Source organism: Terriglobales bacterium (assembly GCA_035691485.1).
In the GTDB taxonomy this organism is placed as follows: Bacteria; Acidobacteriota; Terriglobia; order Terriglobales; family Acidobacteriaceae; genus JAIQGF01.
In genome coordinates this window covers 172,720-192,259 of record DASSIZ010000069.1, presented here as the reverse complement: position 1 = coordinate 192,259, position 19,540 = coordinate 172,720, and the positions used below count along the sequence as shown (strand labels likewise).

General features: G+C 61.5%; 17 protein-coding genes. 9 read left to right on the top strand and 8 right to left on the bottom strand.

Features of this window, described 5'->3' with window-relative positions:
• Nucleotides 1-90: 90 nt before the first annotated feature.
• The 6 genes from VFI82_09290 (at nucleotide 91) to VFI82_09265 (ending at nucleotide 6,590) form a co-directional block, all read left to right on the top strand.
• Nucleotides 91-2,793, top strand: a complete 2,703-nt coding sequence (locus VFI82_09290) for a TonB-dependent receptor (GenBank protein HET7184870.1) — start codon at nucleotides 91-93, stop codon at nucleotides 2,791-2,793.
• Entirely contained in the window at nucleotides 2,787-3,191 is a 405-nt protein-coding gene (locus VFI82_09285) for a hypothetical protein (GenBank protein HET7184869.1), read from the top strand. The genes VFI82_09290 and VFI82_09285 overlap by 7 nt, the downstream gene beginning before the upstream one ends.
• Nucleotides 3,192-3,239: 48 nt before the next feature.
• Nucleotides 3,240-4,550: a radical SAM family heme chaperone HemW gene (gene hemW, locus VFI82_09280; GenBank protein ID HET7184868.1), complete on the top strand. Its 1,311-nt coding sequence runs from the start codon at nucleotides 3,240-3,242 to the stop codon at nucleotides 4,548-4,550.
• Nucleotides 4,547-4,915: a VOC family protein gene (locus VFI82_09275; GenBank protein HET7184867.1), complete on the top strand. Its 369-nt coding sequence runs from the start codon at nucleotides 4,547-4,549 to the stop codon at nucleotides 4,913-4,915. Before hemW ends, VFI82_09275 begins: the two co-directional genes overlap by 4 nt.
• 69 nt (nucleotides 4,916-4,984) lie before the next feature.
• Nucleotides 4,985-6,076: a GntG family PLP-dependent aldolase gene (locus tag VFI82_09270; protein HET7184866.1), complete on the top strand. Its 1,092-nt coding sequence runs from the start codon at nucleotides 4,985-4,987 to the stop codon at nucleotides 6,074-6,076.
• A gap of 55 nt (nucleotides 6,077-6,131) precedes the next feature.
• Nucleotides 6,132-6,590, top strand: coding sequence for an SRPBCC family protein (locus VFI82_09265; protein ID HET7184865.1), 459 nt, complete (start codon nucleotides 6,132-6,134; stop codon nucleotides 6,588-6,590).
• 33 nt (nucleotides 6,591-6,623) lie between these two features.
• Here the strand turns inward: VFI82_09265 and VFI82_09260 are convergent, their stop codons facing one another.
• The 8 genes from VFI82_09260 to VFI82_09225 form a co-directional block, all read right to left on the bottom strand.
• Nucleotides 6,624-7,097 (bottom strand): chemotaxis protein CheX, encoded by a 474-nt coding sequence (locus VFI82_09260; protein HET7184864.1) that lies wholly within the window; start codon nucleotides 7,095-7,097, stop codon nucleotides 6,624-6,626.
• On the bottom strand, nucleotides 7,094-7,540 hold the full coding sequence (locus tag VFI82_09255) for a response regulator (protein HET7184863.1): 447 nt from the start codon (nucleotides 7,538-7,540) through the stop codon (nucleotides 7,094-7,096). Before VFI82_09255 ends, VFI82_09260 begins: the two co-directional genes overlap by 4 nt.
• 73 nt (nucleotides 7,541-7,613) lie before the next feature.
• The gene (locus tag VFI82_09250) at nucleotides 7,614-8,702 is read right to left on the bottom strand and encodes a chemotaxis response regulator protein-glutamate methylesterase (protein HET7184862.1); all 1,089 of its coding nucleotides are present in this window, start codon (nucleotides 8,700-8,702) and stop codon (nucleotides 7,614-7,616) included.
• Nucleotides 8,702-10,813, bottom strand: coding sequence for a chemotaxis protein CheA (locus VFI82_09245; protein ID HET7184861.1), 2,112 nt, complete (start codon nucleotides 10,811-10,813; stop codon nucleotides 8,702-8,704). Before VFI82_09245 ends, VFI82_09250 begins: the two co-directional genes overlap by 1 nt.
• The gene (locus VFI82_09240; protein HET7184860.1) at nucleotides 10,810-11,709 is read right to left on the bottom strand and encodes a protein-glutamate O-methyltransferase CheR; all 900 of its coding nucleotides are present in this window, start codon (nucleotides 11,707-11,709) and stop codon (nucleotides 10,810-10,812) included. Before VFI82_09240 ends, VFI82_09245 begins: the two co-directional genes overlap by 4 nt.
• Before the next feature lie 6 nt (nucleotides 11,710-11,715).
• Nucleotides 11,716-12,174, bottom strand: coding sequence for a chemotaxis protein CheW (locus tag VFI82_09235; protein HET7184859.1), 459 nt, complete (start codon nucleotides 12,172-12,174; stop codon nucleotides 11,716-11,718).
• Between the two features lie 9 nt (nucleotides 12,175-12,183).
• Nucleotides 12,184-14,190: a methyl-accepting chemotaxis protein gene (locus VFI82_09230; protein HET7184858.1), complete on the bottom strand. Its 2,007-nt coding sequence runs from the start codon at nucleotides 14,188-14,190 to the stop codon at nucleotides 12,184-12,186.
• Nucleotides 14,191-14,213: 23 nt separating this feature from the next.
• Nucleotides 14,214-14,531, bottom strand: a complete 318-nt coding sequence (locus tag VFI82_09225; protein HET7184857.1) for an energy transducer TonB — start codon at nucleotides 14,529-14,531, stop codon at nucleotides 14,214-14,216.
• A 397-nt stretch (nucleotides 14,532-14,928) separates the two neighbouring features.
• Here VFI82_09225 and VFI82_09220 point away from each other — a divergent pair, with 397 nt between their 5' ends.
• The 3 genes from VFI82_09220 to VFI82_09210 are packed head-to-tail and all read left to right on the top strand — an operon-like array spanning nucleotide 14,929 to nucleotide 19,468.
• On the top strand, nucleotides 14,929-17,655 hold the full coding sequence (locus tag VFI82_09220) for a PAS domain S-box protein (GenBank protein ID HET7184856.1): 2,727 nt from the start codon (nucleotides 14,929-14,931) through the stop codon (nucleotides 17,653-17,655).
• Nucleotides 17,652-18,044 (top strand): response regulator, encoded by a 393-nt coding sequence (locus tag VFI82_09215; GenBank protein HET7184855.1) that lies wholly within the window; start codon nucleotides 17,652-17,654, stop codon nucleotides 18,042-18,044. Before VFI82_09220 ends, VFI82_09215 begins: the two co-directional genes overlap by 4 nt.
• On the top strand, nucleotides 18,041-19,468 hold the full coding sequence (locus VFI82_09210) for a sigma-54 dependent transcriptional regulator (GenBank protein ID HET7184854.1): 1,428 nt from the start codon (nucleotides 18,041-18,043) through the stop codon (nucleotides 19,466-19,468). Before VFI82_09215 ends, VFI82_09210 begins: the two co-directional genes overlap by 4 nt.
• Nucleotides 19,469-19,540 lie beyond the last annotated feature (72 nt).

Below are 19,540 nucleotides of genomic sequence, written 5' to 3'. Positions count from 1 at the left end.
GGCCGCCGACCAGGGACCTCGGGCATCCCTCGTTGCCGATGGTTCATAGCGTGCCTGGCGTCAATCGTCCTGTGCGTTTGCCTGCCCGCCGTGTCGATTGCCCAGGATTCGGCCACCGGCACGATTCGCGGCGTGGTGGACGACGCTGCCGGGGCGCGCGTGGCAGGCGCGAGTGTAGTCGTCAGGGTCATCGCTAAAGGATGGACGCGCCGGACGGCGACGAACGACGAGGGGAGCTTTTCCGTTCCCTTACTCGAGCCCGGTGAGTACCTGGTCCGCGTGGAAGCCGCAGGCATGGCGCCGGCGGAACAGGCGGTGAAGGTCGAAGTCGGCGGGGTGATCGAACTCACAGTGAAGTTGCGCCTGGCTATCCAACAGCAGACGGTGGAAGTCACGGGCGAAATGAGCACGGTTGTCGCCACCGAAACCAGCCCTATTTCCACGGTGCTGAATGAAGAAGACATATCCGACCTGCCGCTGAATGGCCGCCGCTTCGCCGACCTGGCGCTGCTGACGCCGAACCTGACCACCGATCCAAGATCGCTGACCTCAGCGACTAACGGCGACCTGGCCTACGGCGGCACTCGCGGCGTGTACTCCAGTTACATGGTGGACGGCGCAGACAATAACAACGCCTTTTTCGCACAGGCGCGGGGGCGCTACCGCGCTCCCTACCAGTTCAGCAATGAGGTGATCCAGGAGTTCCGGGTGTCTTCCAATACCTACGGTGCGGAACTGGGGCGCGCCGGCGGGGCGGTCATCAACGTGGTGACCCGCAGCGGCTCCAACTACCTGCACGGCACGGGCTTCTATTACCTGCGCGACAGCGGCTTCAACGCGACCCCGGCATATGTCGGTTTCAAACCACTCGACCGGCAACACCAATTCGGTGCGACTTTGAGCGGTCCGATCAAGAAGAACCGTGCGTTTTTCTTTGCCGGCTTCGACCAGCACATTTTTCAGGTGCCAACCATCGTTCATTTCCTGAACGGTTCGTCGACGCTGGTGCCGTCGGTGAATGACTACGAGTCCAGCGATTACGGCCTGGTGATGTCGACGGCGGCAGCCCTGTCGCAGATGGGCGGGCAGTTCCGTTCGCGACTGCTGGGCAATGCGGGCTTTGCCAAGGTGGATGTAGCCATCACGCCGCGGCATCACCTGAGCTCCCGGGTAAACACGTCGCGATATTACGGCGCGAATAATGTCTTCTTCGACCCTGCCAGCCCGATTACGACCTACGCGGTGAACGAGAACGGCGAAGAAGACGTGGCGACCGAGACCGCTTCCGTAACCTTGGCCAGCGCGCTTACCAGCAGCTTGACCAGCAATCTTCGCGTGCAGTTCTCGCGCGACCTGCAGCAGTCGTATCCGAATTCCGCTTTTCCGCTGACGCGGATTTACGACGTCATGGACGGCTTCGGCCGTTCCTCGATCCTGCCGCGCACGACGCGCGAGCACCGCCTGCACGCCGCCGAGACCCTTGCCTTCGGGGGGCGGCGGCACTCCATCAAAATCGGCGGCGACCTGCTCAAAACCTGGATCTACAATTTCTTCCCATCGCTGTTCGGCGGCGAGTACATCTTCGACGACGTGACCGTGGACCCCTGGACGTTCGAGCCGGTCACGTACGGCATGCGGATCACGCCACTTCGGGCATACGCGCACATGGTGCCGCATTACTACATCCAGAATTTTGGGACCGCGGTGTCGCATCCGGACACTACCGAGTACGCCGCCTTCGCGCAGGACACGATTCGCGTCACCGACCACTTGGGCGTGACCCTGGGCGTCCGCTACGACTTCCAGGGCTTTCGCACCGACGAGCTGGTATCGAACTCTTACTATCCCGACTCGGGAAGGGTCCCGGTGGACCGCAACAATGTCGCGCCCCGCCTCGGCTTCGCTTACTCCATCGGGGATCGCAGGCCCATCATCGTTCGAGGCGGCTACGGGCTTTTCTATACGCGCATCCCTTCGATGTACACCTCGTCGATCGAAACCCAAAATGGCGCGCAGCAGATGCACCTGATGCTCAGCACCGCACAGCAGGCAGACCGGCCGCTGTTCCCAACCTACCCCTACCCGCTGGTCTCGTGCGCGACCTCGGCGACGAGTTGTACCCCACCGGCGGCGCTGCTGAGCCACACGACGACCGAAATATCGGCGTTCGCGCATAACTTCCAAATCCCGGTGGTACAGCAGAGCAGTCTCAGCGTCGAGAAGGAGATCGGCACTCGCACCGCGGTCGGCGTGAATTACTTGTATGTGCGGGGCATGCACCTGATTCGCGCGCGCGACGTAAACCTGCCCCCGCCCGAGCCGGTGACCTACCCGGTATACGACGAATCGGGAGCGAACCTGCTCGGCTACTACACGATTGATTCTTTCGCGCCGCTGGAAACTGTGCGCTCGTTGAGCTGTCCGTTCCCGCCGTGCGTCGGTGAGGTGCTGCGCCCGATGCCGCAGCTCGGTTCGGTCAACGTATTTGAAAGCGCAGCCACCAGCACGTATCACGGGTTAACCGTTTCGTTGCGCCGGCGCATGCACCACGGCTTCGGAATGCGCCTGGCATACACGTGGTCGCGCGCCATGGACGATGGCCAGGACGCGCTCGTGGTCGGCAGGCCGGCAACGGTGCAGAACTCTTATTCCCCCAACAGCGAGTGGGGGCCGGGCACAAGCGACCAGCGGCACCGCTTCCGGCGGCGTGGACGCTGGAACCGCAGCCCTTTCATCAGGACCGGCCAACGCTGCGATGGCTGTTCAACGATTGGAAAATCGCCGGCGTGGTGACGGTCGGCAGTGGCAGGCCGGTGAGCGCGCGGATCATCGGCGATGCGAACGGGGATAGCAACACTTACAACGATCGCCTGCCGGGATATCGGCGCAACGCGTTTACCGGGCCGGATTACGCTACGACGAACTTGCGGATTTCCCGGCGGTTGCTGGTTCGCGACCGATGGAAGCTGGAGTTCCTGGCGGAAAGCTTCAATCTCATGAACCGCGCCAACCGGCGAGTGGACATTTCCGACGACGGCTTCCTGAATACGGCAGCGACTTTCGTGCAGGGAGACGTAACCGCGGCCGGAAAGCAGTATCCAGCCTCATTTCGGGCGAGCAGAGGCTTCCTGTCGCCCACCAGCGCCTACGCGCCGCGACAGATTCAATTCGCCGTGCGCGCGAGCTTCTAACGGTCAGCAGCCTGCCCAACCATCATCGCGTCTGGGATAATTGAGGTAGTGGCCCTCGGCATCTACATCTCCGTCCCCTTTTGCCGGACCAAGTGCTCGTTCTGCAACTTCGCTTCGGGAGTGGTGTCGCGCGCGGTGTTTGCACGTTACGTAGAACGGGTGTGCGCCGATATCGCAGCAGCGGAGCAACTGGCGGCGGAAGTCGGCGGGAGGTTTGAGCGCGATGTTGATTCCATTTACCTGGGGGGAGGAACGCCAACAGTCCTCGAACCCAGCGGCCTGGAGCGCATGTTTGCCTGCGTGCGCGACAAATTCCGCGTGCGTGAAGGCGCCGAGGTCACCGTCGAGTGCGCGCCCGGCACAATAACGGGGGAGATGCTTCAGGGCCTGGTGCGCTGCGGCGTGAACCGCGTCAGCCTGGGGGTGCAGTCGTTCGTGGACGAAGAATCGGCGAGCGTCGGGCGGTTGCACACGCGTGCGATCGTGTTGGACGACCTGGCGCGGCTGCGGGCGGCGGGGATCGCCAACATCAGCATCGACCTGATTGCCGGACTTCCACATCAGACGCGCCAAAGCTGGGAGTCTTCGCTGTCGGAGACGATTGCCAGCGGCGTGCCTCACGTCAGCGTGTACATGCTGGAGGTAGACGAGGACTCCCGGCTGGGAAGGGAACTGATTGCCGGCGGACAGCGATACCACGCGCACTTCGTGCCGGACGACGACGTCACCGCGGACTTGTACCTGCAGGCGTGCGAGCGGCTGAACGCAGCCGGCGTCCAGCAGTATGAAATTTCGAATTTCGCTCGCGACGGCCGGCAATCGCGGCACAACCTGAAGTACTGGACTCGCCAGCCCTATTTTGGCTTCGGTGTGGACGCGCATTCCATGCTGGGATCGGATTTGCGGCAGGCGCGCGCCGCCATGGAGAGCGAGATCAGTAATTACCTGGAGCACGCGCCGAATTTCGGCGGAGCGCGGGAGTCTCACGATTCCTGTTTCTATGCGCGCATGGGGGTGGAGTCGGTGCGGCTGGCCACTGCAGACACCCTGGAACCGTACCTGAGCGGAACGCCGCACGAGCGCAAAGAAGTGGGGTATGCGGCAGCGCTGGAAGAGGCATATTTCCTGGGCTTGCGTTTGAACCGCGGATTGCATGCCAATGAATTGGCGGAGCGGTACGGTCCGGAGGCGGCGACGATGTTTCGCGAGCAGATCGCGGAGCTGAGGTCGTTGGGGCTGCTTGAGGTCAGCGATGGCGTTACGCGTCTGACGGCGCGCGGGCGCTTGCTGTCGAATGAGGTATTTCAGGAATTTGTGACGACGGAACAGCCGGAAACGCGCGTCGCGAGGAAAACATGAGCAGCGATACGCCGCGCATCATGGGTTTCGAAATCTACTTCGAGCGGCTGCAAGCGGCGAAAGAGTTCTATCGCGACGTTCTCGGCTCGCCGCTCACAGAACATGTCCCCGCGCATCATGCAAAGTTCGACGGCTTGCAAGCGTTTTTGTGCCTGGAACGAAAGGGCGTGGAAACGTATCCGTCGGCCGACAAAGCGGTGGTGTTTATTGAGGTGGCAGATCTGGGCGCAATGCTCGGAAAGCTTGGAGATCGAATTCTGGAAAGCGTTTCCCGCACAACAGGAGGCCCACCCACTTGGGCTGTACTGCACGATCCTGAAGGTCACAATGTCATTCTGATCCAGGCCGCAAGCAAACCACGGTGAACTTTGCATCCGCCCATGCGGATTCATTAGACTGGCCCCTTTGATGTCTGATCACCAACGGGAAATCCCATGAGCAGCATCACCTCGACGACAGCAAAGGAAAACGCCGACCAGCGCGCACGCATAACCACGGTTGACCTGCGCAGCGATACCGTAACCAAGCCGACGCCGGAGATGCGCCGCGCCATGGCGGAGGCGGAGGTCGGAGACGACGTGTACGGCGAGGATCCGACCATCAATCGCCTGGAGCGACGCGCCGCAGAAGTTTTCGAACGCGAAGCCGCGATCTTCGTTCCCAGTGGGAGCATGGGCAACACGATCGCGATCAAGATTCACACGCGGCCGGGGCAGGAAGTGATTTGCGACGAGCGCGGCCACGTCTTCAATTACGAGATGGCGATGATGGCGCATTTTTCCGGCTGCCTGGCGCGGCCGATTTACGGTGAGGATGGCATCCTGCGCTGGCCACAGATCGAGCGCAAGATTTCGCCCAAAACTTACTACTACGCGCAGACCGGGCTCGTGGCGCTGGAAAACACGCACAACATGGGAGGCGGCACGGTGTATCCGCAGGTCATTGCGGACGAGATTTGCGAAGGCGCGCATGCCGCCGGCTTGCCGGTGCACCTGGACGGCGCGCGCGTGTTCAACGCGTCGGTGGCGCTGCGCCGGCCGGTGGCGGATATCACTCGCAAATTTGATTCGGTGATGTTCTGCCTGTCCAAGGGGCTGGGTGCGCCGGTGGGGTCGCTCCTGGTGGGAAGCAAGCAGTTCATTACGCAGGCGCGGGTGTATCGCAAGGCCCTCGGGGGCGGGATGCGGCAGGCGGGCGTGCTGGCCGCGGCTGGACTCATTGCGTTGGAGGAGATGCCGAAGCGGCTGCACGTCGATCATGAGAATGCGAAATTTCTGGCGGAAGGCCTGGCGCGTTTGCCGGGCATCAAGATTGATCCCGCCAAGGTCATGACCAACATTCTGGTTTGCGACATCAGCAGGACCGGAATGACGTCCGGCGAGTTCGCGCGGCGGCTGGCCGAGAAGAATGTCCTGTGCGGTTCGGTGAACAATGAACTGGTGCGGTTTGTCACTCACATGGACGTGGACCGGGCGGCCTGCGAGCGGGCGGTGCAAGCGGTACAAGAAGTGGTCGGGAGTCGGTAGGAGTCAGCGGTCAGGTCTCGGCTTCTGAACAAGTACGGTGGGGGAACTCCGAGCGATGGCAACCAGGTTGGAATACGCCGTGACCGCGAAGTGTAAGCCGGAACACGTCTGGCAAAAGTTTCAGAAGCTGGAAGAGTGGCCGTGGTGGAACCGCGTTGTCGGAAGGGCCAAGTGGATCAGCGGAGCGCCATGGCAGAAAGGCAGCCAGTTCCTGATGGAGTTGGTGTACCCGCGCAAGATCAGCTTCCGGCCAGTCATCATCGAATCGGCAGTGCCTAATAAGATTGCCTGGGTGGGGAAGACCACCGGCTTTACCGGCGAGCATTGGTTCAGCTTCGAGGCGCAGAGCGACGGCACCACTCTGATCAAGACGTGGGAAGACATGTCTGGTTTGGTCGCCGCGCTGTTTGGCAACGGCATGAAGCAAGCGCTTCTCGCCATGCACAAAGACTGGCTGGAAGCGCTGAAGGCGGAAGCGGAAAAGATCGCGCGCGAAGAGATGGCGCGCTCCTGAATCATCGGCGGTGTAAGGAGCAGGTCGCCTGCTCTAGGCGCTTAGCCGCGGGAAGCGCAGTGCGATATTCATGAACACGCTGCCGCCAGGCGTATCGAAGCACATGACCAGCGCCTCGGTATCTTCACTGCCGGCGAGGCCCTCCTCGGCGGTATGCACCTCGGGTGGCTGAATGCGGAAGTGAAATCCCTGGTCATTGAGGCTGGTGATGGCATTGCCGATCACCTGGTTGGCCAGTTCGCAGATGGTCTCGCTCACGAAATTATCGGCATCGCACAGTCCGTCACCCGCCAGAGCCGACGCGACGCGCACCGCCATGTCGCGGTCGAGGTCGAAGACGATCCTGCCTTCGATGTCTCCTTTGATGGTGACGACGGCCGCCAAACCGCGCCGCCGGTACGCCGCCTGCTCCATGCTGACATTGGACACGCGCGTGCTGCATTCCAGGTTCTGAGCCAGCACTGCATCGGCCGCGTTGATAAACGGCTGAATCAGTTCCAGTCTCATAGCGTTGCTCCTGCCGACGCTTCGACGGCGGTGATGGCGTCGTCCGCCATCACGTACTTCACCACGTCGTACAGGACCGCGGGTTTGACCGGTTTCTGCACGAAGTGGCGCGCCCCTTTTTCCAAAGCGGCGATGATGTTTTCCTGGTAGCCCACCGAGGAGACCATGACAATGCGCGCCTGCGGGTGCAGGCGAAGAATTTTCTCGGCTGCCTCGATGCCTTCCATCTGCGGCATGATGATGTCCATCAGGACTACGTCAGGCAGAGTGCGCGTGTATTCTGTGATAGCCGTGCAACCATCGCCGGCTTCGCCGGCCACGCGCCCACCGAAGGACTCGATCATGCGCGCCAGGTTCTTGCGCGCGAAAATGGAATCGTCCACCACCAGATAGCGGATCGGTTGCCTGTCTTTTTTGCGCAGCAACGTCGTGAATTGCTCCATGGTTTACCTCATCGCGCCGCTGGCCGTCGGCCATTGGCGCAGAATCCAAACGAGAAGTCAGGTCACAATTCCTTCACCTCGCCGGCTGAGCAGCCACCGTGCTGGCTGCTTCCGTGCGCCCCAAGTTGCACTGCGCCTGCAAGGCGCTAACCAACCCGTCGAGTGAGAGCACGCGCTCCGCGTGGCCGCGCTCGATGGCCGCCTTCGGCATGCCGAACACGACGCACGATTCAGCGCTCTGGGCAATGGTAAGACCGCCGGCCGCTTTTACTTCGGCCATCGCGTCGGCGCCGTCGTCGCCCATTCCCGTCATCAGGACCGCGATTGCCTTGGGCCCGAATTCCCGCGCAACGCAACGGAACAGCACGTCCACCGAGGGGCGATGTCCGTTTACGCGCTCCTCGTTTCCCAAAATGACGACCGGACCGAGCGGCATGCGTCGCAAGCGCAAATGGTGGTTGCCGGGACAGATCAGCACGCGCCCGGCGGCCAGCAGGTCGCCCGAGCGCGCCTCTTTCACCTCGACGGCGCAGGTGTCATTGAGCCGGCGCGCAAACATCTCGGTAAAACCCTCCGGCATGTGCTGCACAACAAGAATGCTGCCGGGGAAATCGCCCGGAAGCTGCGACAGCACGTATTGCAACGTAGTAGGTCCGCCGGTCGAAATTCCTATAGCGATAATTCGAGTCGGCTCGTGCGTGATCCTGGGGCGGGGCCGCTTGGGGTTCTGTGGCAGGGATGCGATGGCGGGCGCAGCGCCGATCACCCCGGCAGCGATCTTGATCTTGGAAATCAGTTCGGTGGCGATTTCATCCATCTGTGCCGACGCGGCACCGGCCGGCTTGGCCACGAAATCGAGCGCGCCCATCGCCAGAGCTTTAAAGGTCGTAGTGGCGCCCGCAGTGGTGTGTGCGCTGACGACGATCACGGGAATGCGGTGCCGGCGCGTGATCTCGCGCAGGGTCTCGATTCCGTGCATGCGCGGCATTTCCAAATCCAGGGTGATCACATCCGGCTTCACTTCTTCGATCTTGGAAAGCGCGAAGGCGCCATCCATGGCGGTGTCTACAACTCGAATCGAGGCGTCCCGCTCCAGCATTTGCGGGATCAGTTTCCGCATCAGGGCGGAATCATCGACCACCAGCACTCGGACGGGCTGCATCACGCCATTGCCCCCCTGGAGCGGCCGTCCCCGGACTCAGAAATCAAGGCAGTGTTGAGGCGAGTGCGCGCGAATTTCCGAAGAACTTCGCTGACATTGAGGATCAGGACCACGCTCCCATCGCCGAGCACCGAAGCTCCACTCACCAACTCGCTGGCGACGATGGTCTCGTCCAAAGGCTTGATCACGAGTTCTTCTTCGCCGACCAACTGGTCGACCAGCAGCCCGAACTTGCGGCCGCCGTTCCCGATCACGATAACGAACACGCGTCCATCGCTATTGCCGGCCGGCGTCGCCGCCGAAAGCTGGCTCAACCGCACCACGGTCAGCACGTCTTCACGGAGCTGAAGCACCTCGTGATTGTCCACACGGTGGATGTCGGTTCCGCTCGCGCGGGTAATCTCGAGCACCGATTCGAGCGGCATTGCGTACAGGCGGTCGGCGACACGAAACAGCATGGCGCGGATGATGGCGAGCGTGAGCGGCATACGCAGCTGAAAGGCGGTTCCCCGCCCGGGCTGTGTTTCGACGCCGACGCTGCCTTTCAGTTTCTGGATGGCACTCTTCACCACGTCCATGCCGACTCCGCGTCCGGAAATTTCGCTGATTCGTTCGGCAGTGCTGAATCCCGGTTGGAAAATGAAATCGATGGCGCTCGCTTCGGTGGTGCGCTCCGCCTGCTCGGCAGTGATAAGGCCACGCGAGACCGCTTTCGCAAGCACGCCTGCGGAATCAATGCCGCGGCCATCGTCGCTGATCTCAATCACTACCTGGTTGCCCTGGTGGCAGGCGTGAAGATGGATCGTGCCCTGTTCCGGCTTGCCGGCGACGCGGCGTTCGGCGGGCGTTTCGATGCCGTGGTCTACGGCGTTACGGACCAAGTGGACCAGCGGCTCGGCAAGCGCGTCCAGCAACCCTTTGTCGAGATCGGTCTCCTGCCCACTCACCTCGAGCTTCACATCCTTCCCGCACACTCTCGCGACGTCACGCACCAGGCGCGGGAAGCGGCGGAACAGCTGGTCTACCGGCACCATGCGAATCTTCATCGCTGAGCGCTGCAGCCCATTGAGCAGTTGTGATTGGAATGCGAGGGCGTCGGCGAACTTGGCGCGCAGCGGGTCCTTCGGCAAGCGCACCGTGAATTCTTGCAGCAACTGGTGGAGCATGGATTTGCCAATCACCAGTTCACCGACGAGATTGAGCAGATTGTCGATGCGCTCGGCGTCGACACGCAGCGTGCTTTCGGCCGGGGACGCCGCCATCCGATTTACGGCGGCGCTGTGGCTACCCGCCGGCGAAGCCGTCAGTGATGAGCCCACCGCGGAGGTCGCGCTTGCAGTGGTTGCCATGGCCGCGTCCTCGTCGGTGAGTTCCAGCGCTGGCGCAAATTTTTCGATCGCGACTTCTGCCACCACGCCAGGCAGGCGGCATTTGTTGTTCAGCCACTGTTCATCGCGTTCGGTAGCGATGGCAAATTCCATATGGCGGGCATCGGCCCACTTCGATTCCTCGGGGGAGGTCGCTAGCAGCGTACCCGCTTTCTCCAGAACTTTCTTCAGCAGAGCAATGCCAGCCGCGCGCATGGGGCAGTCTGCGGCAATGGCGATGGCAATTTCGAAGACATGAAGTCCTCGTCCCGCCGCTTCGCGCATTGCGAGCTGTTCGTACTCAGACCAGGAGAACCCCGGCTTCAGTTCGGCCGCGGGCCTCACCGGCTGCGAAGCTTGCTGCGCCATGCGCCAAATCATGGCGCGCAGCGGGTCTCCGTTCGGCGGATCCAGACGGGCGCGATAGGCGGCGCATAGCGCGTCGAACATGTCGGCCGCGCTGAGCACGACATCCGGCAAGGAAGGGCCATTGGCGGCGGCGATCTCCGGCGTGAGCACATCTTCCAGCTCGTGCGCCAGGTCGGTGAGTTCCCGGAAGCCGCAAGCGGCGGAGTCGCCTTTGAGCGTGTGCACGATGCGCCGGATTTCTCGCACCGCCTCTGCATTCGACGAATCCTGTTCCAGCGCGAGCCCCTGCTCGTTGAGCGCCTGCAACAGGTCCTGCGCGCTTTGGAAAAACAGGTCCCGCATCTCAGAGGAGCGATCGTCGGAATGGGAGCTCACGCCTGCACCTCATTGCGCTGGTACGCGGTCCCGTTGTTCTGGTGGACCATGCGGAATTTGTCACTCAGCCCAAAAAGCGTTTCGCTATGACCAACGAACAAATACCCGCCCGGACGCAGGCACCGGTAGAGCTTCTCGGCCAGCCGGTTCTGCTCCGGCTCGTCAAAATAAATCATGACGTTGCGACAGAAGATGACGTCATTACCCTGCGGCAGGAAGTCGGCCTTGAGGTTGTGAAAATCGCACTTCACCATCTGCTTGACGGATTGCTTCACCGCGTACCGCGAGCCGATCTTGTCGAAATAGCGGAGCCGGTACATGAAGTCGACGGGCTCCATCTGCTGTTCGCTGTAACTGCCCTCCTGCGCCGTCCGCAGCGCGGCGTAGCTGATGTCGGAAGCGAGGATTTCCACCTTCCACGGCGGCGGAACCAGCGGCTTGGGTGAGGGCATAATGGGACGAGGCACGTTGCACAGCGTGTGATACGCCAGTGCGTCGCACAGCAGCATGGCAATCGTGTACGGCTCCTGCCCGGTCGAGCAGCCCGCGCTCCAGATGCGAATGGAAAAATCGCACTCCGCGTGCTTTTTTCGCAGCAAATCTTCCAGAGTAACCTTGTGAAACAAGTCCAGCTGCGGCTTGTTGCGGAAAAAGCTGGTTTCGTTAATGGTGAGGTTTTCCAGCAAGGTGGCCAATTCTGTCCGGCCTTCGCGGCTGGTAAGCAACCGGTAGTAGCTGTAGAAGGAGTCCAGCCGGCAGGCGAGCAGCCGACGCTGCAACCGGTCCCGCAGAAAATGGGCTCGCCGACGGTCGAAGACCATACCGCATTCCTGGTAAACCAGTGTCTGCAGCAGTTTCAGCTCGGGTTCCGACAACTGGATCGAAGGAGTCGCCATAGTCCGTTACACGCCTGCGTTCGCGGGCAGGCACAATTCACCGGGTTGCAAGATCTTCTTCATGTCCACCAGGATAATCAGCCGCCCCTGGTACTTGGCGACCCCGGTCACGTAGTTGGTGCCGGGATCGGTAAAGACATTCGGCGCCGGCTCGATTTGCGCATCGCTGATCTTCAGGACTTCCGAGGCGCTGTCCACCACCAGTCCGACCGCGCGCGATTCCACCTCCACGACCAGGACGCGGTTTTTTCTGCTTGTCCCCGCCGAGGCGTTGCCGAAGCGCCGCCGGAGGTCGATGACCGGCACGATGCGTCCGCGCAGGTTCATCACCCCTTCCACGTATTCAGGCGCGTGCGGGACGCTGGTGATCTCCGGCGGGCGCACGATTTCGTGGACCAGCGAAATGGGCAGGCCAAACGTCTCCTGCCCGATTCGGAAGCCGACGATTTGAAGTTCCTTAGCCATGGGAACGAACTAGGAGCGCGACACCGCCGCATAGCTCTCCGGCGCTACCCGTTTCGGCTGCTTGGGAGACGGCGGTGAGGGCGCGCTCCCATTGCCGTTGCCGCTATAGCCCTCGAGGACGAAGCGATTCATCGCATCCAGCAGGCTGCTGGACATCTTTGACATCTGTTCCGACGAAGCCGCCAATTCGGTGGAACCCGAAGTTGAGCGTTGCACCAATTCGCGCATGCGGTCCATCGCCTTCACCACCGCCTGCGCGCCGGACGCCTGCTCTTCGACCGCGGAATTGATCTCGTGGGTGATTTCGTTGAGCCGCGTGGTGGCGCGGGCGATCTGCGACGAGCCATGCGACTGCTCGTTGGTGGCGGCGCCGATTTCCTGCGCGAACTTATAAACCTCAGTGACCACGGTGGAAATCTTGCGCAACGCCATGTTCAGGTCGTTCCCGAAGGTGATGCCTTCGTTCACGATGGTCGTGCTCTTCTCCATATTGTCCACGGCTTTGCGCGCCTCTTTCTGAATGCTGGTGATGAGTTCGGCGATTTCCTTGGTGGATTGCGCGGATTTTTCCGCCAGCTTGCGGACCTCGTCGGCGACCACGGCGAAGCCGAGGCCATGTTCACCGGCGCGCGCAGCTTCGATGGCGGCGTTCAAGGCGAGCAGGTTCGTCTGCTCGGCCAAATCGTCAATCACCTCGACGATCTTTCCGATATCGTCCGCCCGCTGGCCAAGCACGGCAATAATTTCGCCCGACGACGAGATCGATCGATTGATGCGGGTAAGCCCGTCGGTCGCCTTTTCCATGGTGCTGATGCCGTTCTGCACCTCTTCCCGCGAGCGCTGGCTGATGTCGAGCAGCACCTTAGCTGTGTCGGCCACGCGCTGGATGGAGGTGACCATCTGGTCGATGGAGGCGGAGGTTTCGCTCACGCTCGACGCCTGCACCTGCGTGTTTTTCACCATGCTCTGCACGTTGATCGTCATCTCGTGCATGGTGCTGCTCACTTCATCGATGGCGGCGGCGGCATTGAGGCTGATCTTGGCCGATTCGTCGGAGGCGCCGGCCACCTGGTTGGAACCGCTGGCCACCTGCGCCGCGCTGTCGCGAACACTGCTCACCAAGGCACGCAAGCCATCCACCATCTTGGCGAATGCGTTGCCCAGGGTGTCGCGCGAGGAGCGCGGCTTGACTTCGACCGCCAGGTCTCCGCCGGCAATCGATTCCGAAACCGCCGCCATTTCGCGCAGGTAGGTCACCATGGAAGTGAAGGAGCGGGCCAGGTCGCCGACTTCGTCGTCGCGCTTGCAGTCCACCTCGTGGGCCAAATCGCCGGATTCGCCGATCTCTCGCGCCACGCGCATCAGCTGTTGCAGCGGATCGGAGATGGATTTCGAAGTTTTGTAGGAAATGAAGACACCAAACAGGATGGCCAATACCGTACCGACGATGCTGATGACGGTGGTTGCCGAAGTGGCTGCTTCGTCCTTCTTGCGCTCCGACTCCAGCAGCTTGGAGTTGGCCGCTTCGCCTTCATCGAGGTAGCCGGTGGAAGTCTTCATCCATTGCGTGGGATTGAGCTGCAGGTAAAAAATCTGGAGCGCCGCCACCGTGGTCGAGCCGCTTTCAACTTCCTTGCGCTTTTGCACCAGGGGACGCGCAAAGCCGGATTCCCATTGCTGCTCCGCACTCTCGAGGCTGTGCAGGGCGTTACGATGGGCCTCGGAATTCACCTGTGAACTCAAGTTCTTCAGCAGGTTGTGCAGTCGCGCGATGCCCTCATCCATCTTGTCCACTTCGCGCGAATCGCCGCTAAGCAGGTAATTGCGCAGGTACAACCGGTTCTGCATCATCTGGAACCGGACTAATTCGCCTTGCTGCGCCAGTTCCAGAGCGCGCGATGCCGAGGCACGAGCCATGTGCTCGCGTTGCACCGCGGTGATATTCACTATGAACAGCACCAGCAGCAGCGCCAGTATCGCTCCGAAATTCAGGTACAGTTTCTTACTGATCGTCATGGCTACTCTCGCAATCGGGCGCGTTAATCGCCGCGGGAAAACTGGAACTCCACGATCACCGTGGTCTCCGGTCCGGGCGCGTAGCGCCATTTGCGCAGTGCATCCGTGGCCGACAGGATCAACAGCGGGTGCCCCCCTAACGGGCGAACGGCCTTCACGGTACCGTTGGCCGTGATCACGGCCTCGATCTTCACCGTCCCGCTAATATTTATTTCCCGCGCCAGTGCGGGATAGGCCGGCTTTACTTTGCTCAGGACCTTGCGTTCGCTTTCGGTCGTCGATGCCGGCGAACATAGCGCCAGGCCGAGAACTGCCACCATCACCCAGCGCCCTTTAGTCATTCCGAACATGGCCGCCCGAGGACAAATTCCACCCGAGTAAATGCACGGTGGCTGCCAGCCCAATTGGGGTCGCGGTGGGAAGTAACAATGGAAATGTAAGTTGCTGAAATCAGGCTGAATAGATCGGCTGCGAAGGCGAGCAGAGGGGGCGGAGACCAGCCGCGCCCGAAGGGATGCAGTCTCAACTTCGGACGAATCGGGCTTCAAGTAGGGTCTCACGCTGAGATTGCGACTTTGGTACTGCGCCTCCATTTGTCTTGACTCAAATTGAGATTACATGGTTCTCTCTGAGCGACAAGCACCTACAGCTCCGTCCATGCAAACTGGGGAAAAGCCGGTGGCCCTCTCGTCCGCACGCGCGGAGGGCCTTGTAGCGTCAGAGCGACGGCGGGGGGAAATGTTGGACGAATACCTGGAAAACTTCGTCCTGCGTGCCACCGAATATCTCCGATTCGCCCGGGCCTTTATCGCGCTCGCAGACGGGGCAACTTACGAAATCCGGTGGATTGCTGAAGACGGAAAGGCCCGCCCAGTGCGCGCGCCACTGCCGCACTTGCTCGAACGCCGGGTCCAGGCCACCGACGAGCCTTTTTGGACCACCGACCTCAGCCAGTGGGCCGAAGGTCTGACTGATCCCTTCTCTTCACTAAATTCGACGCAGTGCCTCGTCATACCGCTACTCGGCTCGAACCGCCAGCCGTTAGGCATTGCCGGCCTGCTTGACCGTATGGATGGCGGCAACATCGCCGCCGAAGACCTCCACCGTGCCACCACTCTGGGGTCAGAGGCAGCCGTCGTGCTGGAAGCAACTTCCAACCTCTACGCCGCCGACCAGCACCGCCGCCGATCGGAAAACTTGATGTCGGCAGCCCTGGAGTTCAATTCCACAGTACGGCTGCCGCAATTCATGGAGAATTTCACGGTGAGGGCGGCTGCGATGCTGGGCGCGCGCGCGGCGGCGCTCGCCATCGTTCAGGGCAAGCACTTGGATACGGTCGTTCTTTACGATCCTGGCGCGCGACACGATTCGGCATCGCATCATCGCTTTGACGTGGCACTCGGCGACTTCGCCAGCCAGCATTTGGACCCGGTGTTTTGCGGTACAGCCGCCGGAGTGTTGGGAGATTCCGTTGCCGCGACGCTTGGCTGGAAGGACCTCACCATCGCTCGTCTCACCGGCGGTGGCGGGGAGTTTATCGGGCTGTTGTGCCTCAGTGATTGTGGCGGACCGCTGTCGCACGATGATCGTCATCTGCTGAAGGCGCTGGCGTCCCACGCTGCCGTGGCCCTGGAAAACGCGCGCTGGTTCACGCGCATGGACCAGGCGAACCGGCACTGGATGGAGATCTTCGACGCCATCACCGACCTGATTGTGGTGCACGATGAGTCGTATCGCGTGCTGCGCGTCAATAAGTCGCTGGCCGACTTCATCGGGGTGCGGCCATCGGAGTTGATCGGAGTCAGCGTGCGGGCGCTGGTTGCCATGGCCGCCGACCAAAGCACCGCGCCTTGTCCTTTCTGTCGCGCCGGATTCGACCTCGCCGATGACTACGTTCACCCGGTGCTTGACCGGACGTACCTGGTCTCGACTTCACGCATTCACGGGGCTGCGAACGAAGGCATGCAGACCATTCACGTGCTCAAGGATATTACCGACCGCCGTGAGGCCGAGCGCCGTTACCGCGAGCTCTTCGACACCATCCAGGAGGGCTTGTTTTTCTCGACGCCCGAGGGGCGCTTCATCGAGGTGAACGACGCTCTGGTCCGCATGCTCGGCTACGATAACCGCGAAGACCTGCTGCAGATCGACATTAGCAGCCAGCTCTACGTCTCGCCGGAGCAGCGCGATCATTTCGTAAGAGAAATCAACTCCAGGGGCGTGGTGCGCAATTTTGAGGAGACCCTGCGCCGCAAGGACGGCTCGCTCATCTACAGCCTGCAAAACGCTTTCGCCGTTCGCGATGCGCAAGGCAAGGTGGTTCAATATCGCGGGCTGATGCTCGACATCACGGAGCTGAAGAACTTCCAGTCGGAATTGCAGCGCCAGCGAGACTTCAACAACAAGATCCTCAACAACACCCAGAGCATGATTCTGGTGGTGGATACCGCCGGGCTGATCAGCTACGCCAACAAGCGCTGCTTCGAAGCAGGCGGTTACACGCAGGAAGACTTGCTTGGCCACAAACTGGTCGAGCTGGTTCCACCCGGCCGGCGCCAGGCGCTGCTCGAAGCCCTGAATGGAACACTGGCGGGCGGCCAGGCGGACAACATGGAGTTGCCGGTCCTGCTGGGGCAGGGCAGGGGAGGGCAGTTCTCGATTAACCTCAGTCCCATGCGGGACGAGGCCGGCAACGTCAATAGCATTGTCGTAGTGATGACCGACATCACCGATGCCGCCATGCTGCAGGCCAAGCTCATGCACACCGAGAAGATGGCCGCCGTGGGCCAGCTTGTCTCCGGCGTCGCCCACGAGGTCAACAATCCGCTGACGGCGGTGCTGGGCTTCACCGACCTACTGCTGGAGAGCCCAGAAATTCCGCCGCATGCCAAGGAAGATTTGCGCGTGATCCTGCAGGAAGCGCAGCGCACCAAACAGATCGTGCAGAACCTGCTCAGCTTCGCGCGCCAGATGCCGCCGCAGCGCGACGCCCTTCGCTTAAGCGTCATCGCGCGCCGCACCCTCGCGCTGCGCGCCTATGATTTCGCCAGCCATGGGGTCGAAGTGGTAGAGCACTTCAATGAGCGGATTCCGGAAGTCATCGGCGATGCCCACCAGTTGCAGCAGGTCTTCCTCAACATTCTGAACAATGCCTACGACGCGGTGCGCGAAACCGGGCGGAAGGGGCGCATCGAGATTTCCACCGCCTGTGTGAACGGCTTCGCCGAGGCGCACTTCCGCGATAACGGCCACGGCATCGCCTATCCCGACCGCATCTTCGATCCCTTCTTCACCACCAAGGAAGTCGGCAAGGGAACCGGCCTTGGCCTCAGCATCTGTTACGGCATCGTGCGCGAGCACGGCGGCGAAATCCTTTGCCGGAACAATGATGATGGATACGGCGCCACCTTCATTGTCCGCCTTCCCCTGGACGCCGCCGCTTCTGCATCGGGAGGCACACGATGATTGCGAACGACGGCAAGCATCCGGTGTTGGTCATTGAGGACGAGCCCGCCGTTCTTTCCTTCGTGAAGGCCGCCCTGGAGCGGGCCGGCTACGGCGTCGTGCCCGTAGGGACGGGGGCGGACGCGTTGCTCATGCTCGCGCGCGAAGACTTTCTGGGAGTGGTATCTGACATGCGCACACCCGGCGGCGTGGACGGCGCCGATGTTCACGCCTGGATTGCCAGCCACAAGCCGGAGCTGGCCACGCGTGTGATTTTCATTACCGGCGATATTGTGAACGAAGAAACAGCGGCGGCCTTGCGCCGGACCGGAGCGCCCTGCGTGGAAAAGCCGTTTCGCGTGCAGCAGCTGATCGGTATGGTCGAAAAAATTTTCGGGGGCCCGAAATGACAGACGATTTTCGCGTTCGTTTCCTCATCGTGGATGACGAGCAGAGCATCCGCAAGCTATGCATGACCATTGGCGCTTCGCTCGGGTTTGAATGCGCCGAAGCGGAAAGCGCCGAGGCGGCGCTGGCGTACCTGGAATCGGAGTCGCCGGATATCATCGTGCTCGATCGGCAGCTTGGCGCGATGAGCGGCGACGATCTGCTGCGACAGATCAAGTCCATGCTGCCGCGCACCGAGGTCGCCATCATCACCGGCCATGGTTCCATTGAATCGGCGGTGGAAGCGATGAAGCTGGGCGCCTACGACTACATCACCAAGCCCTTCGGCGCCGGGCAACTGAAGCTGGTCCTGCAACGCATGAAAGAAAAAGTGCGCCTGGTTTCGGAAAATGAATACCTTCGCGACCGCGTCAGCAACGAGCAGGAGCTCAACGTCATTGACGGCTCCTCGGCGAAGATCCAGGACGTGCTGCGCATGGTCTCGCGACTGAAGGACACCCGCACCCCGGTGTTGATCGCCGGTGAAAGCGGCACGGGAAAGGAATTGGTCGCGCGCGCCATCCATTTCCGCGGTTCCTTCCAGAAGCGCCCATTCGTGGCGGTCGACTGCGGTTCCCTGGTTCCGACGCTGATCGAAAGCGAGCTTTTCGGCTATGAAAAGGGCGCCTTCACCGGCGCGATGAAATCCAAGCAGGGCCTGTTCCAGGCGGCCAATACCGGTACCATCTTTCTCGACGAAATTGGCGAGCTGCCGCTGGAGATGCAGGCAAAACTGCTGCGCGTCCTGCAGGAGAAAGAAGTTCGACCGGTGGGTAGTAACGACAAGGTTAGGGTGGACGTGCGCGTCATTGCCGCCACCAACCGCGACCTCGAGGCGGCTTACCGCAACGGAACCTTCCGCAAGGACCTTTACTTCCGGCTGAACGTGGTCACCATTCATCTGCCGGCATTGCGGGAGCGCAAGTCCGACATGGTGTGCCTGGTGCGTTCCTTTCTGGCCCGCTATGCGCCAGAAGAAAATGTCACGGTCACCCCTGCGGCTATGCATTGCCTGTTCCAGTACGATTGGCCGGGTAATGTGCGCGAGTTGGAGAATTGCATCGAGCGCGCTATTGCTCTTGGCAACCACAGAACCATTGATGTACAGGATCTGCCGGCGGCTATTCGTATGACCGGTCCGTCGCTTCCAGTGCCGGCAGAAGCGCCTTCAGCGATGCCGTCCGCGGCGGCGCCGAATTCCACTGACCTGGAAGACATCGAGCGCCAGACCATCGAGCGTGTGTTTCAGCAGGTAGGAGGGGACAAGGCGCTTGCCGGCAAGATGCTTGGCATCAGCCGCGCCACCCTCTACCGCAAGCTGAAGCGCTATCACATCGAGGCAGCCGGAGCACAGGCCTCGGCCGCTGCTGCCATGCAGAGCAATTAGCTCGTGTGGCCGCGCGGGACGCCCAACGGATTCACCGCCATCCATGCCATATCAGTTGTTGGCGATCAACTG

Coding starts and splice junctions, on each gene's coding strand:
- VFI82_09225 (HET7184857.1), bottom strand. CDS start 14,531: ATGACTAAAGGGCGCTGGGTGATGGTGGCAGTTCTCGGCCTGGCGCTA.
- VFI82_09240 (HET7184860.1), bottom strand. CDS start 11,709: ATGGCGACTCCTTCGATCCAGTTGTCGGAACCCGAGCTGAAACTGCTG.
- VFI82_09270 (HET7184866.1), top strand. CDS start 4,985: ATGAGCAGCATCACCTCGACGACAGCAAAGGAAAACGCCGACCAGCGC.
- VFI82_09210 (HET7184854.1), top strand. CDS start 18,041: ATGACAGACGATTTTCGCGTTCGTTTCCTCATCGTGGATGACGAGCAG.
- VFI82_09265 (HET7184865.1), top strand. CDS start 6,132: ATGGCAACCAGGTTGGAATACGCCGTGACCGCGAAGTGTAAGCCGGAA.
- VFI82_09230 (HET7184858.1), bottom strand. CDS start 14,190: ATGACGATCAGTAAGAAACTGTACCTGAATTTCGGAGCGATACTGGCG.
- VFI82_09235 (HET7184859.1), bottom strand. CDS start 12,174: ATGGCTAAGGAACTTCAAATCGTCGGCTTCCGAATCGGGCAGGAGACG.
- VFI82_09255 (HET7184863.1), bottom strand. CDS start 7,540: ATGGAGCAATTCACGACGTTGCTGCGCAAAAAAGACAGGCAACCGATC.
- VFI82_09220 (HET7184856.1), top strand. CDS start 14,929: ATGTTGGACGAATACCTGGAAAACTTCGTCCTGCGTGCCACCGAATAT.
- VFI82_09215 (HET7184855.1), top strand. CDS start 17,652: ATGATTGCGAACGACGGCAAGCATCCGGTGTTGGTCATTGAGGACGAG.
- VFI82_09260 (HET7184864.1), bottom strand. CDS start 7,097: ATGAGACTGGAACTGATTCAGCCGTTTATCAACGCGGCCGATGCAGTG.
- VFI82_09275 (HET7184867.1), top strand. CDS start 4,547: ATGAGCAGCGATACGCCGCGCATCATGGGTTTCGAAATCTACTTCGAG.
- VFI82_09250 (HET7184862.1), bottom strand. CDS start 8,702: ATGCAGCCCGTCCGAGTGCTGGTGGTCGATGATTCCGCCCTGATGCGG.